Origin of the sequence: Paraburkholderia phytofirmans, assembly GCF_046028095.1 — a bacterium.
Lineage (GTDB): Bacteria > Pseudomonadota > Gammaproteobacteria > Burkholderiales > Burkholderiaceae > Paraburkholderia > Paraburkholderia phytofirmans_A.
Genome location: NZ_JAQQDJ010000009.1, coordinates 111,559 through 131,448, shown reverse-complemented (window position 1 = coordinate 131,448; position 19,890 = coordinate 111,559). Strand labels below are relative to the sequence as shown.

The 19,890-nt window shown below is 56.8% G+C and carries 14 protein-coding genes and 1 pseudogene; 13 read left to right on the top strand and 2 right to left on the bottom strand.

Annotated features, from left to right (window positions below; genetic code table 11):
- The first annotated feature begins 6 nt into the window (after window positions 1–6).
- The 4 genes from PQR54_RS24380 (at window position 7) to PQR54_RS24365 (ending at window position 5,685) form a co-directional block, all read left to right on the top strand.
- Window positions 7–360: an AMP-binding enzyme gene (locus PQR54_RS24380; protein WP_408250161.1), complete on the top strand. Its 354-nt coding sequence runs from the start codon at window positions 7–9 to the stop codon at window positions 358–360.
- A 484-nt stretch (window positions 361–844) separates the two neighbouring features.
- Window positions 845–1,462 (top strand): TetR/AcrR family transcriptional regulator, encoded by a 618-nt coding sequence (locus PQR54_RS24375; RefSeq protein ID WP_408250159.1) that lies wholly within the window; start codon window positions 845–847, stop codon window positions 1,460–1,462.
- Window positions 1,463–2,189: 727 nt separating this feature from the next.
- The gene (locus PQR54_RS24370) at window positions 2,190–4,442 is read left to right on the top strand and encodes an acyl-CoA dehydrogenase family protein (RefSeq protein WP_408250158.1); all 2,253 of its coding nucleotides are present in this window, start codon (window positions 2,190–2,192) and stop codon (window positions 4,440–4,442) included.
- 118 nt (window positions 4,443–4,560) lie between these two features.
- The gene (locus tag PQR54_RS24365; RefSeq protein ID WP_408250156.1) at window positions 4,561–5,685 is read left to right on the top strand and encodes an NAD(P)H-dependent flavin oxidoreductase; all 1,125 of its coding nucleotides are present in this window, start codon (window positions 4,561–4,563) and stop codon (window positions 5,683–5,685) included.
- Window positions 5,686–5,872: 187 nt separating this feature from the next.
- Here PQR54_RS24365 and PQR54_RS24360 read toward each other — a convergent pair whose 3' ends face one another.
- A complete protein-coding gene (locus tag PQR54_RS24360; protein ID WP_408250154.1) occupies window positions 5,873–6,181 on the bottom strand; it encodes an FAD-binding protein in 309 nt (102 codons plus the stop codon).
- Between PQR54_RS24360 and PQR54_RS24355 the strand changes: the two are divergent.
- Window positions 6,165–6,420, top strand: a pseudogene (locus PQR54_RS24355) (DDE-type integrase/transposase/recombinase); the annotation flags it as partial. The gene PQR54_RS24360 and the pseudogene PQR54_RS24355 overlap by 17 nt on opposite strands.
- A 160-nt stretch (window positions 6,421–6,580) precedes the next feature.
- On the opposite strand, the gene PQR54_RS24350 reads toward PQR54_RS24355, so the two are convergent.
- A complete protein-coding gene (locus PQR54_RS24350) occupies window positions 6,581–6,736 on the bottom strand; it encodes a hypothetical protein (RefSeq protein WP_408250152.1) in 156 nt (51 codons plus the stop codon).
- Between the two features lie 268 nt (window positions 6,737–7,004).
- On the opposite strand from PQR54_RS24350, the gene PQR54_RS24345 reads away from it, so the two are divergent.
- The 8 genes from PQR54_RS24345 to PQR54_RS24310 all read left to right on the top strand — a co-directional run bounded on the left by PQR54_RS24345 (window position 7,005) and on the right by PQR54_RS24310 (window position 19,831).
- Window positions 7,005–8,519: an aldehyde dehydrogenase gene (locus PQR54_RS24345; RefSeq protein ID WP_408250150.1), complete on the top strand. Its 1,515-nt coding sequence runs from the start codon at window positions 7,005–7,007 to the stop codon at window positions 8,517–8,519.
- Entirely contained in the window at window positions 8,519–10,129 is a 1,611-nt protein-coding gene (locus tag PQR54_RS24340; protein WP_408250148.1) for a GMC family oxidoreductase, read from the top strand. The genes PQR54_RS24345 and PQR54_RS24340 overlap by 1 nt, the downstream gene beginning before the upstream one ends.
- A gap of 468 nt (window positions 10,130–10,597) precedes the next feature.
- Entirely contained in the window at window positions 10,598–12,256 is a 1,659-nt protein-coding gene (locus tag PQR54_RS24335) for a DUF1302 domain-containing protein (RefSeq protein WP_408250146.1), read from the top strand.
- Window positions 12,257–12,271: 15 nt separating this feature from the next.
- Window positions 12,272–13,627, top strand: coding sequence for a DUF1329 domain-containing protein (locus tag PQR54_RS24330; RefSeq protein WP_408250144.1), 1,356 nt, complete (start codon window positions 12,272–12,274; stop codon window positions 13,625–13,627).
- Window positions 13,628–13,693: 66 nt separating this feature from the next.
- Entirely contained in the window at window positions 13,694–14,752 is a 1,059-nt protein-coding gene (locus tag PQR54_RS24325; RefSeq protein ID WP_408250142.1) for a WD40/YVTN/BNR-like repeat-containing protein, read from the top strand.
- Window positions 14,753–14,824: 72 nt separating this feature from the next.
- Window positions 14,825–17,299, top strand: coding sequence for an efflux RND transporter permease subunit (locus PQR54_RS24320; protein WP_408250140.1), 2,475 nt, complete (start codon window positions 14,825–14,827; stop codon window positions 17,297–17,299).
- Between the two features lie 299 nt (window positions 17,300–17,598).
- A complete protein-coding gene (locus PQR54_RS24315; RefSeq protein WP_408250138.1) occupies window positions 17,599–18,831 on the top strand; it encodes an NAD(P)/FAD-dependent oxidoreductase in 1,233 nt (410 codons plus the stop codon).
- A 220-nt stretch (window positions 18,832–19,051) separates the two neighbouring features.
- Window positions 19,052–19,831: a FadR/GntR family transcriptional regulator gene (locus PQR54_RS24310; RefSeq protein WP_408250136.1), complete on the top strand. Its 780-nt coding sequence runs from the start codon at window positions 19,052–19,054 to the stop codon at window positions 19,829–19,831.
- Window positions 19,832–19,890 lie beyond the last annotated feature (59 nt).

Sequence of the window (19,890 nt, the reverse complement as noted above, 5' to 3'; positions counted from 1 at the left end):
CTCTAGATGGCCTTTTTCGCTTTGCGGTCGCAAAAAAGAGCTGATCAAGACCGATGGAGAAAATGTTTTCCCGCGGAAGTCGAGTCAGTGCTCAATAGTCACCCAGCAATTTCCGAGAGTTGTGTGGTCGGTGTTTGTGACCAGGGGTACGGCGAGGCAGTGAAGGCGTCCGTCGTGCTCGCGCCCGGCGAAGTGGTGACACCAAAAGATGTCGCGGATTGGTGCAAAGCCAGCATCGCTGGGTACACGCGGCCGAGATACGTCGAGTTTGTGAGTGAGATTGATCGCAAATTTCAGGGTAAGGTGAATCGGGTCGAGTTGGGGCGGCGCCCGGTGACACCTGATCAAGCGGTAACTTGAATCAATCAGATTTTCGGAAAACTACTATGTTGACTCTGTACCACTGCGCAGCATCACGTGGTTTGCGGCCACTATGGCCGATGGCGGAGATGGGAATGGCCGGTGATCTGAAGCTGCTGCCATTTCCGCCACGTATGAAAGCAACGGAGCATCTCGAAGTCATCCTCTGGGGAATTTACCAATGCTGATTGACGGCAACGTTCGTATGACGGAGTCCGCCGGTATTGCCAGAATATCTGGCGCGGATGCTCGGGCTGAGCGAGCGAATGCCAGGCCGCATCAATGCCTATCTCGATCGTCTAGTCGCTCGCGACGGATTTCGACGGGCATTGAAGCTGGAAGGCACGCTGCGTTGACTAGTGTGGGTGCGTAGACGGTCGAATAGAGAACGGACACTTGACTATTGATTAGGCATTCGCGAGATATTTAGACTGTTTCTGATAGCATTTCGCCAACGTCCCTAGAAATCGTTGGAGCAAGGTTCATGGAAGCCGTCAAAGTCAAGCGACCGTCTCTGCGGGAGCAGCAAAAAGCAGCGTCACGTGAGCGCCTGGTCGATGCCGCGGTCGAGGTTTTCAGCGAAGTTGGGTTTCGCAACGCCACGATCGATCAGATCGTGAATGCGGCCGGCGCGGCTCGCGCGACGTTCTACCTTTACTTCAAGGACAAAACCGCGGTCGCTGCGGCGATCGGTCGGCGGCTCACGCCGAGGGTGCGTACCTCGTACGAAGCTTTGGCGGCATTGCGTGATCCGACTGTGCAAAGCCTGGAGAAATGGGTCGCGTCGTACCGGATGAATTCGCCGTCCGGATCGCTTGAGGCGCAGATGGTCTCCGAAGCGCTCGCATGGGATCCGGCGTTCGTTAGCGAATACCACGGCTACCTCGAGCACCTCGCTGACACAGTAATGGCCGAAGCAATGGCGAGGGTGCCAACAAAGCGGCGTCCGCTCGTGAGGTCGAAGTTCATCATGATCTGTTTGATGCTCGACCGGTATCTCAGTGTTACCGTGCGTTCCGAGGAGGGTTTCCTGGGGGGGAACGCCGAGAAGGCCATTGCTGAGATACTTAAGCGAGAACTGTTCGACGAACAGGCTAGCTAGAGCTGCGACGGGCAAGTCTGCGGCGGCCAGTACTTGCGTTATCCAGGCCGTCTGTCGCGATGTTGGATCTGCTTGGCGGTATCCGCGCCGTGAGCATAGGCACTGGCCACGCGCGTGGCCCGCCTTTCTATCAATCGATCTAGTCGAGCGCCGCTGGCTGCGATTCTTCAAAAACCGCCGCTCACCTGTCGGCCACACCCATCAGAGCGGCCGTTCGAATGCGCGCCGAGCCGCTTCCGATCTTCCTGCGACGCCGTGCTTCACGCGCGAGGCCGCTACGGAAATCTTCGAAATCCCCGCGAATTGCATATTCCCTCGAACGTCGGCTCCGGGCGGTCTGTGAACTCAAACCGTTATTCCCGCCATTCGTTCGTCTTGCTACAAGTCTGGGCACCGGTTGTGCGTAGACGCTCGTGACATCCGTGCACCGATACGAAGTTTCCCGACTGCTCTTCAAGTCGGTTTCGGGCGTGCGAGCTTCGCAGTGCCAGGGTTTGCACTTAAGAAAAGTTGATTGAATCTCAGCGCGTATTTTTTTAGACTGGACGAGTGAATTATTAATGGACAAATGTCTTTCATTCGGCGTGCCGAAATTCACGAGTCGCCGCGCGGCGAGGTTCAACGAGCCACAAGAAAGGTGAAATGCAATTTTGCTGATGAAGTTGTTGCTTCGGGGCTGGTTGAAGAGCCATTTTTTGAAGACGTCGAGTAGTTGAGTGGAGGAGTGATGGCGCTACCGGGGGAAGAAGAACGGCGCATGCTGCGCAATAGCGTTCAAGGATATCTTGAGCAGTACTGGCCGGTCGAAGCTGCAGTCGAGAATGCCGAAAGCGCAGAGGCAATACATAGAATCTGGCGAGGGTTGGCTGAACTAGGTTTGGCGGGGCTCGGGTCGAATCCTGAGGAAGGTGGTCTGCGTGAAGTCTTGATCGTCTTCGAACTGTTAGGTCGTACGGCTTGTCCGGCGCCAATGAGCGGCGCGGCTATGCTGAACCTCCTGGCGGGGAGTCAACGCCCAGCGGCCTTGGCGCTTCAAGATTTGCTCACAGACCTCGCCAGTGGCGACGCGGCGGTTGCGTTCTCATTGGGAAACTACGATGGGGATGCAAACGCCGGGAAAGTAGAACTCCGAGACGGCAAACTGACCGGGCGAGCTCGCTTCGTTGAAGGTGCTGAATTTTGCAGTCATGTCGCTGTTGTCGCTGATGGGCCGATCCTTTGTATCGTTCGGATTGGTCAGCCTGGGGTTCAGGTTGTTCCGCAGCTAGGGCTAGGCAGACCGGCTCTTGCCGAAGTTGTGCTTGAAAGTGTGTGTGCACGACACTTGCCGCTGGAGTTGCGGCAGGTCGAAGATTTGCATCGGGTGGCCAGGCTGCTGCTCGTCGCGCGCTCGTTTGGCGCGGCGAGGCGAGCTTTTGAACTGGCCGTGGAGTACGCGAAAGAGCGCCACCAGTTCGGGCAACCCATCGGACGCTTCCAGGCCATTCAGCACAAGCTCGCGAATTGTCTGATCTCTCTCGAAGGCGTTTCTCACGCACTAGCGCAGGCATCGTCGTGCTTCGACCACGCTGATCCGGATTGGTGTATCTTCACCGCGCTATGCCACGCGTTCGCTAGTCCGAACTTGAGACAAGTCGTACTTGAGGCTCACCATACGTTTGCGGCAATTGGTTACGCAGAGGAACATGAACTCCCACGGCACTTCCGCCGGATTCATTGTGACCAAACGCGACTCGGGGGCGCCCGGCTCTCGCGGAACGAAATTGCTGGGTATCTGTTGGACAGCGCCCGGACACTGCCGGCTTACGACTTAGGGGAAGCTGGCAACGCGTTCCGAAGGGAAGTCCGCGAATGGCTTGAGACGCATTGGATTCGCGACGGCGGTCCCACCGATCGGGTAGTCCCGTTTCACGAGCGAGGCTATATCAAATCCTATCCGGAGTTCGCCAGTGCATTGGCCGATACGGGATGGATTGCCGCGAGTTGGCCTCGCGAATTCGGTGGACAGGAGAGAACCCCTCTCGAGCAGTTGGCGATGACCGAGGAATTTCAGCGACTGGGTGTTCCCGTCATCCAAGTCGGGGAAATTCAGGCCTTCGCGCTCATGAAATACGGGACCGAGGAACAGCGAAACGAATATTTGCCGAAGCTGAGGCAGGGCCAGATTCGATTCTGCTTGGGCTATAGCGAACCGGGCGCCGGGTCGGATCTTGCTGCAATGAAGACCACCGCAGTGAAAGACGGCGACGATTGGGTAATCAACGGACAAAAGCTTTGGACCACTGGTGCGGAGAAGTCGGACTATATGTGGTTAGCGGCGCGCACGGATCCGGACGCTCGTCCGGTGCACGCAGGAATAAGCGTGTTCATCGTTCCGATGGACACGCCCGGAATTTCCGTGCGTCCGTCGATGGCGCTCTATGGACACACGTTCTGTACGGAATTTCTAGACAACGTGCGTGTACCGGCCTCGGCGTTGGTGGGGGAGGTGAACGGCGGTTGGAAGATTCTCACTTCGGCGCTGGCAACCGAGCGAATCTTGATGGGGGGTGCGGTCGCGCAGGCACTCGCGACGTTTAACAGCCTGCTGGACTACGTAAGGAGCGCGACAACGAACTCCGGCGCACCGCTCGCAGAAGACGGTGCGGTGCGCGACAAGCTCGCGTTTCTCGCGGCGGAAATTGAAGTTGCCCGCCAACTGCTTGCTCACAGCGTCGGGATGGTGGAGCAGGGCAAAGTGCCGACGTATGAAGCTGCCATGAGCAAAGTTTACACGGGCGAGTTGCTTCAACGCGTCAGTGAGAATGCCTTAGACATCGCCGGCATGGGAGTCACGCTCGGGGAAGGTGTCCCAGGCGCAATTACAGACGGGAGGATGGAGCAAATGCTGCGGCGTTCGATCATGATGGTTGTGGGTGGTGGCACGGCTGAGATTCAGCGAAGCTTGATTGCACAGCGCGGCCTTGAGCTGCCTCGATAGTCCGCCTCGATATGAGGGGGAGACTTTCATCAGAGGTTGAGTTTGCCGGCCGCCGACGAGAGCGAGATTCGGCACGGATTCAATTTCAGAAACACAACTATTACTGGAGACGTTAGAAATGAACAATCGTGTATGTGAGATGGTTGGTTGTGAATTCCCTCTGTTTGCGTTCAGTCATTGTCGCGACGTTGTTGCGGCGGTGAGTCGTGCAGGCGGCTTTGGTGTACTTGGCGGAAGCGGCTTTACACCTGAACAGCTCGAGACCGAGTTGGCCTGGATCGATGCGCATGTGGACGGCAAGCCGTACGGCGTGGATATTCTGGTTCCAGAGCACCTCGCCATTGACCCAGATATGGTGAACTCCGAAAAGCTTAAAGAGCAAATCTCGCCTGCACATCGGAAGTTCACCGCGGAACTGCTTGCGAAGTACGGTATCCAGGTTGATCCAGATGATCTTCTCAGTGGAAAAGCGCTGACCCTGGCACATTCGAATGGCGAGGCGCTAATGGATGTCGCGTTTCGGCATCCCATTCGCCTCATCGCGAACGCATTGGGGATCGCTCCGCCGTCTATGATTGAACGTGGTCGCAAGTACGGTGTACCGGTAGCAGCACTCGTCGGCGCGAAGGAGCACGCTTTACGCCAGGTAAAGGCAGGGGTGGACATTATCGTGGCGCAGGGGACAGAGGCAGGTGGTCATTGCGGCGAGGTCTCGACTCTGGTTCTTGTTCCAGAGGTAGTTCGCGCCTTGAAAGGTGTTAGCGATGTCCCCGTTTTGGCGGCTGGCGGCATTGTGACCGGGCGGCAGATGGCGGCATGTATGGCGCTTGGTGCGGCGGGCGCTTGGACTGGAACGGTTTGGCTCGCCACAATGGAAGCTGAAACCAGCGAGGCGTTTCGCGAGAAGATGGTGGCCGCGACATCACGCGACACAATTCGCTCAGTTGCGCGTACCGGAAAGCCCTCGCGCCAGCTGCGTTCGGCGTGGCACGACGCATGGGAAGGCAAGGATAGTCCAGGCGCGTTGCCGATGCCGCAAATGGGCTTGGTTTCGCAGCCAGCGTTCGAGCGAATTGAAAGGTCGGTGGCGGGTGGCAATACTGCGGCCCGCCCGCTCGTTAGCTATTTTGTCGGGCAGGGAGTTGGTCTCATCGACAACGTGACATCAGCAGCTGCGGTCGTAGCAGATTTTCGTCAAGAGTTTGTCGACGCGATGATCGACCTTCAGGAGTTCGTTGAGTAGATCTGCGGTGAGGGCCGCCCGATCGCGTTAAGCAGGGGTTGCGGCCTGGCACAAGGACTAACCGGAAGATTGACGAAACGTACAACGGAAAGCGACACCGAAGCAGCGGGTCGCGCGTCGTTACGTAAACTGATTCCCATACCGCGCCCCGTCGCATGCCGCGTGGGGCGCCGCTACTTGCGAATGCCTACGCTGTGATCGATGTCGATCCGGCACGACTCCTGGTTGTTGCAAGATGGGTCATTGCAATGTAGGCAAATACCATCGCCGGCCCTACGGTACCACCTGCGCTAGGGTAGGTGCTGCCCATGACAGATGCCGTAGAGTTGCCGCAAGCGTACAGTCCTTCAAGCGGTGTATCGTTTACGCGCATAACCTGGCCGAACTCGTTGATCACCAGACCGCCTTTCGTTCCGATATCGCCAGGATAGATCTTCACCACCCAGAATGGCGCCTTCTCGAGCACTGAACGGGGGTGCTGGTCGACGGATTTCATGCACGGTCAGCTTGCGGATGGTCGCAGCATCAGGCTGTTCAATGTAACCGACAACTTCAACCGGTAAGGCCTGTGCATCGAGGTGGACTTCGCGTCCAGCTCTGCGTGTTATCCGGTCACTGGATCATGTGATTGAATGGCGCAGCAAGCCGTTGAAGATCCGTTGCGGCAATGGGCCGGAATATGTCAGCGATGTACTCAGGGACTGGGCCATCCGACGTGGCATCGTTCTGCAATTTAGCTGGACAGCTGATTCCAGCTCTGAATGGCGAAAGCCACGGACTAGCTTTTGGCGCGTCGCACAAAAACCCCCGAGTCACGGAGCTTCCTGCCAGGTTGTACCACTGCGGCGTGCCCCGCCTACCTAAACGCTTGCATCAAGTCTCAAGCGCTAGCGCTTTAAAACATCGCGAGATAGACGCAGGAGATACCCATGCGACAGGTTTCGTCCTCGGGCCACAGCCACTCCGCGACCCAGTCCAGCCATGTTTTCTTTCGGCAGTCCGCCCCTGACTCGTCGATTGTAATGCTGTTTGGAATCGGCAATTGCTGCATGTCGTCCTCCGGGTGTTTGAATCTCAAGCAATCATAGTGTAATTAGTTTGCTATGTTGATACCGTTTTCCAATTGTGAGGATACGGAAAAACCCTCGACGAGAGGTGCAAAGAAGTCGCAGATTCGAAAATCTCGCCGGCGGCGACGTGCAGCCAAGGGTTAACCAAAATTCCGCGCCGTCTATACATCGCTATCATAGTAATCTACGTTAACGGAACGCTAAAGATAGCCTTCGATAACCGGCTATCGACACTTGGAGAGCACGTACATGACGATCGCGTCGTATCGAGAGCTGTTTGATATCCGCCATCCCGAATCCTTTTACATCAACGGTAGGTGGGTTCCCGCATCTGGAAGTACGCGCCTGGATGTCGTATTCCCGGCGACTGAACGAGTTGTCGCGAGCGTTCCGGAGGCTACGCGGGAAGAGATTGACGCGGCGGTCGCGGCTGCACGTGCCGCATTCGACGGCGGGGTATGGCGGAGGCTGCATCCGCAGGAGCGTGGGGCCAAGCTGAGGCAACTCGCACAGCTGTTGAAGGATCGCGCCTCCGTCTTCAGCGACTCGTGGACGTTGGAGATGGGTGGGCCGAAGATGCTCACGGGGCCTGGCGGTATGTCCCCCTTCGCGATCTTTGAGTACTACGGGCAGCTCGTAGAAAACGCTGCATTTGAAGACGTTCGCCCGCGTGCCGGCGGGGCGGTCGGCATCGTTACGAGAGAGCCCGTTGGAGTGGTCGCGGCGATCACGCCGTGGAATGCGCCGGTTTCTCTATCGTGCAAAATCGTCGCGCCTGCACTCGCGGCAGGGTGCTCGGTCGTACTCAAGCCGGCGCCTGAGACCCCGCTGTTCAGCTGGATTCTTGCCGAGTGTATGGAGGAGGCTGGGATTCCGGCGGGTGTTTTCAATTTCGTTCCGGCTGGGAGGGAAGTTGGGGACTGGCTCGTCCGTAATCCCATGGTGGACAAAGTCAGCCTCATTGGATCGAGCGCTGCCGGCAAGTACATGATGGGTGTTTGTTCTGATCGGCTCGCGCGCGTCAGCCTGGAACTCGGCGGTAAGTCAGCTGCGATCGTTCTCGAGGACGCAGATCCCGCTGCGGTCGTGCCGAATCTGGTGCCGCATTTCACCGCACTGTCCGGGCAAATGTGTGCAGCGCTCACCCGCATTATTGTGCCGCGCAGCCGTAAGGCAGAGTATGAGGAGGCAATCCGGGCCGCGCTCGAGGCATTGAAGGTGGGCGACCCGTTCGACCCGACGACTTTCGTTGGCCCGCTCGCGATGCGGCGTCAACACGAAAAGGTGATGTCTTACATCGAGCGTGGGCAGCACGACGGCGCGAGAATCGTCACCGGGGGGCGCCGGCCCGAGGGTCTGAATGTTGGGTACTACGTAGCGCCGACTCTCTTCAGCGATGTTGACAATCGTATGGTGATTGCGCAGGAGGAGATTTTCGGGCCGGTGGGATGTCTCATCGCACATGACGGCGAGGCCGACGCGATTCGCCTCGCGAACGATAGTAACTACGGCTTGCATGGTGCGGTATTTACGCCTGACGCTGAACGAGCATATCGAATAATTCGCGAGATGAGGACCGGCAGTGTTACGCACAATGGTTGGATCATTGATAGCACATTGCCGTTCGGTGGGTTCAAGCAGTCAGGTATCGGTCGTGATGGCGGCCCGGAGGGGCTTTCCAACTACCAGGAGCTGAAGACTGTATACATGAGCAGTGTGCCTGCGAACCTCAGCAATTGGGCATCCAGTGCGGAGATCGCCTGATGTCGGAGGTCTTTGACTTCGTCATTGTTGGAGGCGGTTCGGCTGGGTGTGTGCTGGCCAACCGTCTGACCGAGGACGGACGCACGAGAGTTCTGCTTCTCGAGGCAGGAGAAGATGCCACGTCGCCGTTGGTCCGGATGCCATTCGGCTTTCCGTTTTTGCTAAACAACCCTCGTTTCGACTGGCGCTTCGCCGTTGGTCCCGAACCCGGGTTGCTCAATAGGTCCTTGGACTATCCGCGTGGGAAAGTGATCGGTGGATCGAGTTCGATTAACGCGATGCTCTACGTGCGCGGCTTGGCAAGCGACTACGACGGTTGGGCAGCGGAGGGGCTGCCCGAATGGTCATGGTCAGCGATGGAGCAGCGCTTTCAAAGGCTCGAATCGTTTTCGGCGCCGAGTCCGGTCTCGCGCGGTAGAAGTGGCCCTGTTTCTGTTGAGCCGGTCCGCAATTGGCATGCGCTTTCGCAGCGTCTTCTGGACGCTGCTGCGCAAACAGATGTCGGACGGACTGATGACTACAACTCAGCGACCCCAACGGGCCTTGGACGCGCGCAAGTCTTCATGAAGGATGGCATGCGCTGCGGGTCGTCTGCGGCGTATCTTGAACCAGTCAAGGCGCGCAAGAACCTTGTTGTTGAAACGAAGGCGCTGGTTTCCTCAATTGCGTTCACTGAAGACCGCGAAGCTAGCGGTGTGACGTACTTCTGGAACGGAGTTGAAAAAGTTGCCAACGCTAGCCGCGAGGTGATTCTTAGTGCCGGTGCGATTGGGACGCCGCATTTGTTGGAGCGGTCCGGTATCGGCGATGGTGTGCGGCTAAGCAAGCTGGGAATTCCGGTGGTACGCGACAGCCCGTGGGTAGGTGAGAACCTGCAGGATCACTATCTGGTCTATGCCATGCGCAGCATAACGGAAATGCATAGTCTCGATCGAGAAATGCAGGGCTGGCGTGCCGGGCTTAACCTCGCGCGGTACCTTTTGTTTCGGAACGGATATTTCAACGGTACGCCGACGCAGCTAACTGGGCACATGACGGCAAAAGTCCATGGTCAGGCGATTACGCTTCAGCTCATTGGTTCTCCGCTCGGGTTCAGCCGTGACCCGGAAACGAAGACGGTGATATTGCTCAAGCAGGCGGCGGCGATGCTTGGCGCGTGTGTTTGTCAGCCGAAGAGTCGCGGAAGCACCCACATCACGACTCCCCGAGTCGCCGACGCTCCACTGATTCATGCGAATTTCCTTTCACACCCGGGCGATCTCGCGGCCACGATCGAGGGTTTGAAGTCCTGCCGTGCGATCTTGAATCACTCAATGCTAGGCGACCTTGGGGGAGGCGAAATCGCACCGCACGCCGGTATGGTCGACGACAGCGATCTCGAGGAATACGTGCGTTCCAGTGGCGCATCTGCCTACCATCCAGTTGGAACATGTCGTATGGCTGCGCGACAGGAAGACGGTGTCGTCAACAGCAAGCTGAAGTTGTTTGGGGTTGGTCGTCTTCGGATCGTTGACGCTTCGATCATGCCGACCATCACTTCGTCGAACACCCATGCACCCGTTGTCGCTATTGCTGAGCGAGCGGCAGACCTCATCCGCGAAGGTCACTAACGCAAGCTTCCGCTGCTGCCAGTGAAGTGTCTGGCTGTCTCTTGAGTCTAGACACAGCACTGGCTTTTTTGTTCGTCTTCGCGACTCTTTACTGAGTCCCTCAGCTGAATTTCGAAAGTCGCAGGTTTGCCCCCGCGAAGTAGCGAAGTAATGCCTGCACGCCAGGGAAATACCTGGCATGGGTTCTCCCTGAAATTCGAGCGATTCAGTGGATCCCAATCTTGTAATGCACACACATGCGGGTACAATGGCATCGACGTTAGCGTAGTTAACTAAGTGGTAGATGTTCCGGTTGGCAGGATCAATTCTGACGAGAACACCTGGTTGGCACCTGATTCAGAAGCTAAACCAGGTCGATCCTTCTTGACCCTACGACTTAAGCGTCACGGCAATGCCAGCTTGATTTGCGTGCAGCTGACGGCACATTTCTCGAACAGAACAAATAGCTAGCAGGACAGGAGACATCACATGCAGACCAGGCATCACCCCGCGATTCCACCGCAAAAGTTGGCTGTTATGGTTTCGTTGGCCCTAACTGCGTTCTCGGCACATGCCTTTGAGATCCAGACGCCTAACCCGGATCTCGAAATGCATTGGGACAATACGGTGTCCTACAATGGTGGATGGCGGGTGCAGGGACAGAATCCGGCAATCTTGAACAACCCTCAATTTAGCGAGTCCGACAACAAGTTCGGGAAGGGGGACATGTTTCAGAATCGTGCCGACATCCTCTCTGAGTTTGACCTGATCTATAAAGACAAATATGGGTTCCGTTTAAGTGGTGAGGGTTGGTATGATAATGCCTACCACGACACTTCAACTGGACTCGCACCTGGTCCTACCTCCGTTGGTATCCCGTCCGCTTACAATAACGGCCAGTATTCCAGCTACATCAAAAAATACTATCGTGGTCCCGGAGGTCAGCTCCTCGACGCTTTCGTATTCGGGACGTTCAACGCTGGTACGGTCCCGATCAGCGTGCGCTTGGGTCAGACGTCGGTGTACTGGGGCGAAGCACTCTTCAATACCTCGAACAGCGTCGCGTACTCTCAAGGCCCGATTGACCTTAACAAGGCAATCACGAGTCCGGGCGCAAAGATCAATCAATTGTTTTTGCCGGTTAGTCAGTTGTCGGCGACCGCGCAGGTTACGCCGAGCCTTTCCTTGGCCGGGCAGTACTTTCTAGACTGGATGCCCAATCGCTTCCCGGAAGGCGGGACGTATTTTGGAACGGCCGGCTTTTTGTTTAACGGCCCGAACCGGCTGTTCACCGGCAACCCGCTGGAGCCGTTCCTGCAAAACCAGCCGGCGTTGAAGCCGTCGTATCAAGGCAACTTCGGTGTGAATGCTCGTTGGAAGCCGGAATGGCTGGGAGACGGCACGTTGGGGCTCTATTTCCGCCGCCTTGCCGAGACGACACCCTATCAAGCCCCGTTGATTACCAGCTCAGGATATCGTCTGGTCTACAACGACGACGTGAAGTTGTACGGTGTTAGCTTGAGTAAGTCGATCGGTGACGTCAGCGTCGGTAGTGAACTCAACTATCGCACGCACACGGCGCTCGTAAACGTTGGCATTAATCCCGAGACGAATCAGGGCCCGATCGGCGATGTCATTAACGGCCTCGTCAACGCGACGTATATTCTGCCACGAAGCCCGTTATGGAGTACCGGCACGCTGGCGGCTGAACTTGTCTACCAGCACTTGCAGCATATTTCGGCGAATCCCGATCTGTATAACGGCGTAGGTTCGCTTGCGTGTACAGGGGGCGGCCTCAGCACGGGCTGTGCCACGCGAAACGCGCTCGGACTGACGGTTAACTTCGCGCCTCAATACCTCCAGGTACTTCCAGGCGTCGATTTGACTATTCCCATGACGGTGACTGCAGGTCTTGCCGGTAACGGGGCGACAAGTGGTTCCAGCTCGGCGCATAGCTGGACATGGCAGATTGGCGCAACGGCCAGTATTTGGCAGAAGTACACGGTCGGTCTCTACTACGGTGGCTTCTATAGCCACTACAAGCAGACGAGTGCGACGGCTTATCCGATCGCGACTACGGCCGGCAACGGCCCGTATATGTACAACGATCGTGGCTACGTGCTGCTCACGCTTCAGGCAACGTTTTGAGAGGAGGGATGCACAATGCGTTTGATCAAGACTGCGCTTGCCGTTTCGGTAGCGCTGATTGGGCTGGGGCAGGCATTTGCCGGTGTCTCAGAAGAGGAAGCCAAGGCGCTCGGCACGACTTTGACGGCGTTCGGGGCAGATCCGAATGCGAGTAAAGATGGTCTCGTTCCGGCTTACACTGGGGAGTTGGTAAAAGCTCCGGCCAATTATAACGAGGGCAGCGGTCGCTACCCGGATCCGTTTGCTAGCGAAAAGCCAATCTTTTCTGTGACGCAGAAAAATATGGCAGAGTACGCGGACAAGCTTACCGATGGTGCACAAACGCTGCTCAAGCGCTACCCGGATTTTCGTATCGACGTCTACCCATCGCATCGAACGATGGTGTACCCGGAGGCTGTACTTCGGAAAACGAAGGAACTCGCTCGTACTGCGAGTCTGAGCGAGGACAACCTTCGAGTTGAGAACGCGTGGGGTGGAATCCCGTTCCCCATTCCTAAACGCGGCGCTGAGATCATCTGGAACCACGCACTGGCGTTCACCAATGTGACCCACGAAGCGCTCGGTTCGGGATACCTCGTTGATTCAGCGGGGAATACTACGAACGTCGGTACGAATCGGATTCTCTACTACAACCCGTATTACGATCCGGCTGCGAAACCCGGTGAATGGGCGATCAAATTTGTGGCGACATTTACTGGACCGCCGTCTTCGGTCGGGCAAAAGGTGATGGAGTACGTGCCGCTCGACTACAAGAACAAAGATCAACCGATCTATTTCTATACGCCGGGTCTTCGCCGGGTGCGTCTTGCTCCGGATCTGACTTACGACACACCTTCTGCTGCCTACGGCGGCGCGGTTCTCGGCGACGAAGTTAACATGTTCTTCGGAAAGTTGGACAGGTTCGACTACAAGATCGTTGGCAAGAAGGAAATGATCGTGCCGTACAACACGTACAAACTGCACTTCGACACACCGCCCGATCAGATGCTGAAGCCGCACTTCCTGTCGCCGGATGCGGTTCGCTGGGAAGTGCATCGCGTGTGGGTCGTGGAGGCTACCTTGAAGCCCGGTGCGCGCCACGTGATAAAGAAGCGGCTCTACTATGTTGATGAGGATCTGTGGTCGATCGTTGCACTGGATTCGTACGACGCATCGGGAAGCCTCTATCGATCAGGCTTCGCGGCTCCCTACGTTCGTTATGGGAAGAATCCGGACCAGTCCGCTCTGACGTTTAGTTTTTACGACTTCTCCAAGGGTAATTACATGATTGGTGGGGTGGAGACGCCGAGCGGCTATTTTAAGAATCTTCCCGATACGTCATTCGCGACCCAATTGACACCCGATGCCATGGCAGGTTCTGGAGTTCGATGAGTAAAGTCAGGGCGGGCGGTTTTGTCCGCCCTGCGTACTTGGTGTTGACAAAAAGAGGGCGATTCCGTGCGTGTCTTGATTGCTTTTATCGGGTTCTGGTTTTTGCTATCGACGGTCGCTGCGAATGCTGGGCAGGGATTTGTCGATCCGCTTTCGTTGTCAGCACAAGCTGCTGCGCATCCGGGACACTCACCGTTGACGGCGATAACTTCGGTAGGCAATCGCCTGATTGCCGTAGGCTGGCGTGGCTTGATCACATACTCAGACGACGGCGGCAAGTCATGGCGACAAGCACATGCTCCCGTATCGGTCGATTTGACCGGTGTCGATTTTCCCACGCTGAAGGACGGCTGGGCAGTGGGTCATGACGGCATCATCCTTCACACCGACGATGGCGGTTTGACTTGGACGGAGCAACTGAACGGCGTTCAGGCGGCCGCAATTGCCGTTGCCTATTTTCAGCAGAAAGTGGATGCGGGCGACGCAGGAGTTCGTAGTTTGCTTGATGATGCAAAGGCCCATCAAACCGATAACGCGAGCAATCCGTTCTTGTCGGTTCGCTTTGTGAGTCCGACTGACGGCTATGCAGTCGGCTCCTTTGGTTTGTCAATGCACACAACGGATGCTGGCAAGAGTTGGGCGCCATTCGGTGACAGAATCGACAATCCAGAGGCGTTGAACCTTTTTGGAATCGGCGAGTACAAGGGCAACCTGTATATCGCTTCCGAAAAGGGAACGGTGTTCGTAATGGAGCATGGTACCGATCGCTTCATTCGTCGGTCGACGGGCTACAGCGGAAGTCTTTTCGGCGTGGTTGGCGGCGGTAGTGGCGTCGTCGCTTACGGCTTGCGTGGCCACGTGTTTAGGTCAAGCGACGGCGGTGCCAATTGGTCCGCTATGGATGGCACAGACGGGGCGACTGTTACTGGCGCGACATCGCTTGCTGACGGGCGTGTGGCGCTTGTTAATCTTGGTGGCGCTGTGATGGAGAGCGATGTGGGCCTGACGAAGTTTGCGTCAGTCACAGGGACGCCAGGCGTCGTGCTATCAGGAATCGCTGGCGGCCCGGACGGTGGTCTGACAGTGGTTGGAATGGGCGGGGCACACACATTCGGTGTGCGGTGATAGCCGTGTAGATCGCGTTCTTGTAGTGCGCCGGTCGGTCGCGCAATGTTGAAACTTCCGATAGGGAAGACTATGGAATCCAAGATTGATAACAGTGACGCATTCCCGGTTGTACGGAGCCTGAGAGATTTTGATCTCAAGAGTGGCGGCCGTTTTGAAAGGCTGATTTTTAATCACCGAACTTGGGTCGTCGCAATATTTGTATTGCTGTCTTTTTTGCTCTCTATTAGCGCCACCAAGCTGACGGCCAATGCAAGTTTTGAGAGCATGATTCCTCAGTCGCATCCCTATATCAGGAATTATCTTGACAACAAGGACTCGCTGCGTGGATTGGGGAATTCTGTTCGCGTCGTGGTGGAAACAAAAAACGGAACAATATTTGACCCGACCTATATCGAGAAGCTCAAACAGATCAATGACGCACTATTCCTGATTCCCGGCGTTGACCGCTCGTGGATGAAGTCGTTGTGGGCACCGTCGGTGCGGTGGACTGAGGTCACTGAGCAGGGTTTTCAGGCAGGGCCGGTTATGCCGGACCACTACGATGGATCGGCGAATTCGCGCGAGGCTCTGCGTCAGAATATTGGTCTGGCGGGGTTGGTCGGCAATCTCGTGGGCAATGACTTCAAATCGAGTACGCTTGTCGTGCCGTTGCTGGATAAAGATCCAGAAACGGGAAAACCATTGGACTACGTGGCATTCTCGAACCAGTTGAAGCAGAAGGTGCTGAGCCAGGCGGACAGAAATACGGTAATTCGTGTCGTAGGGTTCGCAGAACTGGCGAGCGACTTGATCGCCGGGCTCCGTCAGGTCGTTTTGTTCTTCGGTATCTCCATTGCCATTGCGACTGTGATCATGCTGGCGTACACACGCTGCTGGCGTAGCACCCTGATTCTCGTTGGGTGTTCGCTCATGAGCGTGGTCTGGATGCTGGGCCTTATGCACTTGTTGGGTTACACATTAGACCCGTATTCAATTCTCGTGCCGTTTCTGGTTTTTGCGATTGGTTTGAGCCACGGCGCGCAGAAGATGAACGGGATCATGCAGGACGTGGCGCGAGGCGTGCATAAATACGTCGCGGCGCGATACACGTTTCGCCGGCTGTTTCTTGCTGGTCTCACTGCACTGCTGACCAATGTGGTGGGTTTTGCGGTCCTGATGACGATCGACATTCCGGTTATTCGAGAGCTTGCGCTGACGACAAGCATTGGCGTAAGCGTGCTGATTTTTACAAAACTAATACTGGTTCCGGTCGCGCTGTCCTACATCGGCGTGAGCCAGGTGGCGGCGGCTAGGTCGGTTCGTGGAAGTGCAGGGCGGCAAGGGCGAGGTTTGTGGCGCGTTCTTGCGGTGTTTACTACGCGCAACGGTGCGACCGCGGCGGTGCTCATTGCAACGCTCATGGGCGTCGGCGGTTACTCGGTTAGCCGCCACTTGAAGATTGGAGACCTGGATGCGGGTGCGCCTGAGCTCAGGCCTAACTCTCGCTACAACATCGACAACGCCTATGTAACTTCGCACTACAGGCTGTCGAGCGACCAGTTTGCCGTTATCGTGAAGACGCCGCCCGGAGGCTGTCGTTCGTTTCAGTCTCTCCTCGAAGAGGACCGCTTGGGCGTGCAACTCGCTGACACGCCCGGTGTTCAGAGTGTTAGCTCGCCGTCGTCTCTCGTGCGACTCATCTCCGCTTCGAACAATGAAGGCAATCCGAAGTGGATGACGATCAGTCGCAATCCTCTTGTCGTTGCTCCGGCGATGCAAAACGTGATTGCTAACTATCCGGAACTCGTCAGCAATGACTGTTCGGTGGTGCCTGTCATCGCGTCACTTGACGATCATCGTGCGGAGACACTGAGTCGTGTCGTCGAGAAGGTTGAGGCGTTTGCACAACAGCACGACACTGCGGACAGGAAGTTCCTGCTTGCCGCAGGTTCAGCGGGAATCGAAGCGGTCACGAATATCGTGGTCGAAAGCTCGAACAGGCAAATGCTGGCGCTGCTGTATAGCGCGGTCGTGATTCTTTGCTTCATTACGTTTAGAAGCGTCCGTGGGGTGATCGTCGCCGTGCTTCCTCTCGTCCTCACTTCGGTGTTGTGCGAAGCGCTGATGGTTGCGCTCGGAATCGGAGTGAAAGTAGCAACCTTGCCAGTGATCGCGTTGGGTGTTGGAGTTGGCGTTGACTATGCGTTGTATTTGTTGAGCATTCAACTCGCGTTGCAAAGACGTGGTGCCACACTCGCCGAGGCCTATAGACGTGCAGTCGAATTCACCGGTAAGGTCGTGGCACTTGTTGCCTTGACGCTTGCCGCGGGGGTGGGTACCTGGGCGTTTTCGGCGATCAAGTTTCAGGCCGACATGGGTATTCTCCTTACGTTCATGTTTATCTGGAACATGGTCGGAGCGCTGGTGTTGATCCCGGCCCTTTCGTATTTCCTGTTGCGCAACGTCGCGCCGAAAGGGACGGAGGTTTCGGTTGCAGCTCCAATGTCTAACGAAGTCGATGGCGCGACTGACGAAGGAGCAGTCCTGAACGAGCAACCGGGTTGATGGCGGTATTTAGGGCGAGGAGGCAGGGAATGAGGAAATTGCGGAAGTTCGTTGCTTTTTGTTCTGGCGGCGCGTCGAGGGTTTCCAGTCGGAACTGTACGACCGGCGAACAGGAACGCAATTCAATCCTGAACTTTGCAGGTCGGGAGGCTACAGACGGGCGGAATCCACGAGGATTCTCCCCGGATCAGTTTCTCGTGGGAAGCGACGGGATTGAGTTTTTGGTCGATTGGCTCGCGAACTCGGTTCGCGGATGAGCGTGCTCGACACAAATAGATGGCTTTTGGTGAACCAAGACTATGCGCAAATTTGACGTGGTTGTCGTTGGGGCCGGGCAGGCTGGAGCACACGTGGCCCTGAGCTTGAGACAGGACGGCTTCCAGGGCTCGATCGGTGTCATCGGTGACGAGCCTGATCTTCCTTACGAGCGGCCACCTCTGTCCAAAGCCTATTTGGACGGTTCGATCGGCGCTGACAAGCTGCTTTTACGTCCTGCATCGTTCTGGGAAGACCAGAACGTGGAGATGGTGCTCAACCAGCGGGTTGTGTCGGTCGATGCGCAGCGAAAGGCCGTCTGCTGCCAGTCCGGCGACGTTTTCGGGTATCAGCATTTGGTTTGGGCGGCAGGAGGCCGAGCAAGGAAACTCAACTGCCCGGGCGCGGAGCTTGCCGGTGTGCATGTAGTGCGCACGCGTGCTCATACCGACAGCCTGAGGCACGAGCTGAATGCGTGTGACCGGATTGTGGTGATCGGCGGCGGATACATCGGGCTCGAGACGGCTGCGGTTCTGCGCAAGGCGGGCAAGACTGTGACCGTTTTGGAGGCGCAGGAGCGAGTACTTGCCCGGGTGACGTCAGCTGCGGTGTCGGCGTATTTTGATCAACTTCATCGACAGCACGGCGTAGTTATACGGACGTCGACTCAGGTCGTGGCGCTGGAGGGTAACGCGGGCAGGGTTACGTCGGTTTTGCTAGGCAACGAGGAGCGAATCGACGCGGATCTGGTCGTGGTCGGTGTAGGACTGGACACTGAGGTCGAGCCGTTGCGGCAGGCGGGTGCGAAATGTTCGAACGGGGTTGACGTCGACCCGTACTGCGCGACGTCGCTGCCGGACGTATACGCAATTGGAGACTGCGCGAACCACGCGAACGAGTTTGCCGACGGGCGGCGGCTTCGGCTGGAATCGGTGCAGAACGCGAACGACCAGGCGAGAGTCGTGGCCGCAAAAATTGCCGGCGCCCCAGTTGCGTACTCGGCAGTACCGTGGTTCTGGTCGAATCAGTATGACGTGCGACTGCAAACCGTGGGCCTGAATATCGGGTACGACGAGACAGTGGTACGCGGAACACCGGAGGCGGGGGCATTCAGCGTGGTGTATCTGCGCGGGGGTAAAGTCGTCGCGCTCGACTGTATCAACTCTCCGCGTGACTTCGTGCACGGCAAGAAACTCGTCGCGAAGGGTATTCGGGCCAGCGCTGAAATTCTGCCGGGCGCAGACCTGGCGCAACTCGCGGTAGCGGCGCCGGCTTAAGTCGCACACCGAGTCGAAAGTGGTAAAGGGGCCGATTGCTGCCTGAATCTGCCCGCGGCTTTTGGATCGACGGTTCTGCCGATTCTGGGCGTGCGCGAATGGCGTTTGCTGCTGTGGATGCGTCGTCGCCTCCTGGCTCGACGAAAAAAGGTCATCTTGTTAAGCTTTGATAGTGTGGCTTGGTACAATATCCGGTATCTACTACAAGGGTGAATTGCTAATGGACTTTGGCCAAACTTCCGCGACCGATCAGGACGATGTCCGCGTCCAGAAGCTCTCTCATGGCATTGCCGACCGCTTACGTGCGCAGATTGTTACCGGGCAGCTCAAGCCCGGAGACAAGTTGCCGCTCGAGTCCGATTTGCTGGAGCGTTTCAAGGTGTCTCGCCCAACCATTCGCGAAGCACTGCGCATTCTTGAAGTCGAGGCGCTTATTAGTCTCGGCCGTGGGGCGCGTACCGGTGCCACGGTCTTGGGCCCGACGGTGGAGCGAGCAGCCGAGTACAGTGCGATGGTTCTGGCCAGCGGCGGCACGACCATGGGTGAACTGCACGAGGTTCGGGCGATTCTGGAACCCACGATGGTCTTGCGGGTAGGGAAAAAGAAAGACAAGAAACTTTTCGATGAGCTTGAAATGCACGTGGTCGCAGGCCACGCAGCGGTAGAGGCGGGTAACTTTCAGCTTGCGTTGACACACATTAACGAGTATCGCACGGTGCTCCTTCGGGCGACCGAAAATCGGGCCCTCACGTTCATCATGGATATGCTGCGAGTGCTCTCAGAAAAGTCCGTAGACACGCTGCTTGAATCTGGTGAGGATGCGCGAAACATGATGCGCACGAACATGATCAAAGCTTTACAGGCTCACCAACAACTCGTCGACCTGCTGCGTAATGGTCAATCAGAAGAAGCCCAGGCGTTTTGGCGCAAGTATATGGAGCGCTCCGTGGCTAACTTGACCAAGTCGGGCTTCGGTGCTCAAAAGCTCCAACATCGGTAAAAAGCGCTGCTGCAACTCCTTGGCGATATTGCAGCAGCGTAAAGGGTGATAGCGAAGTT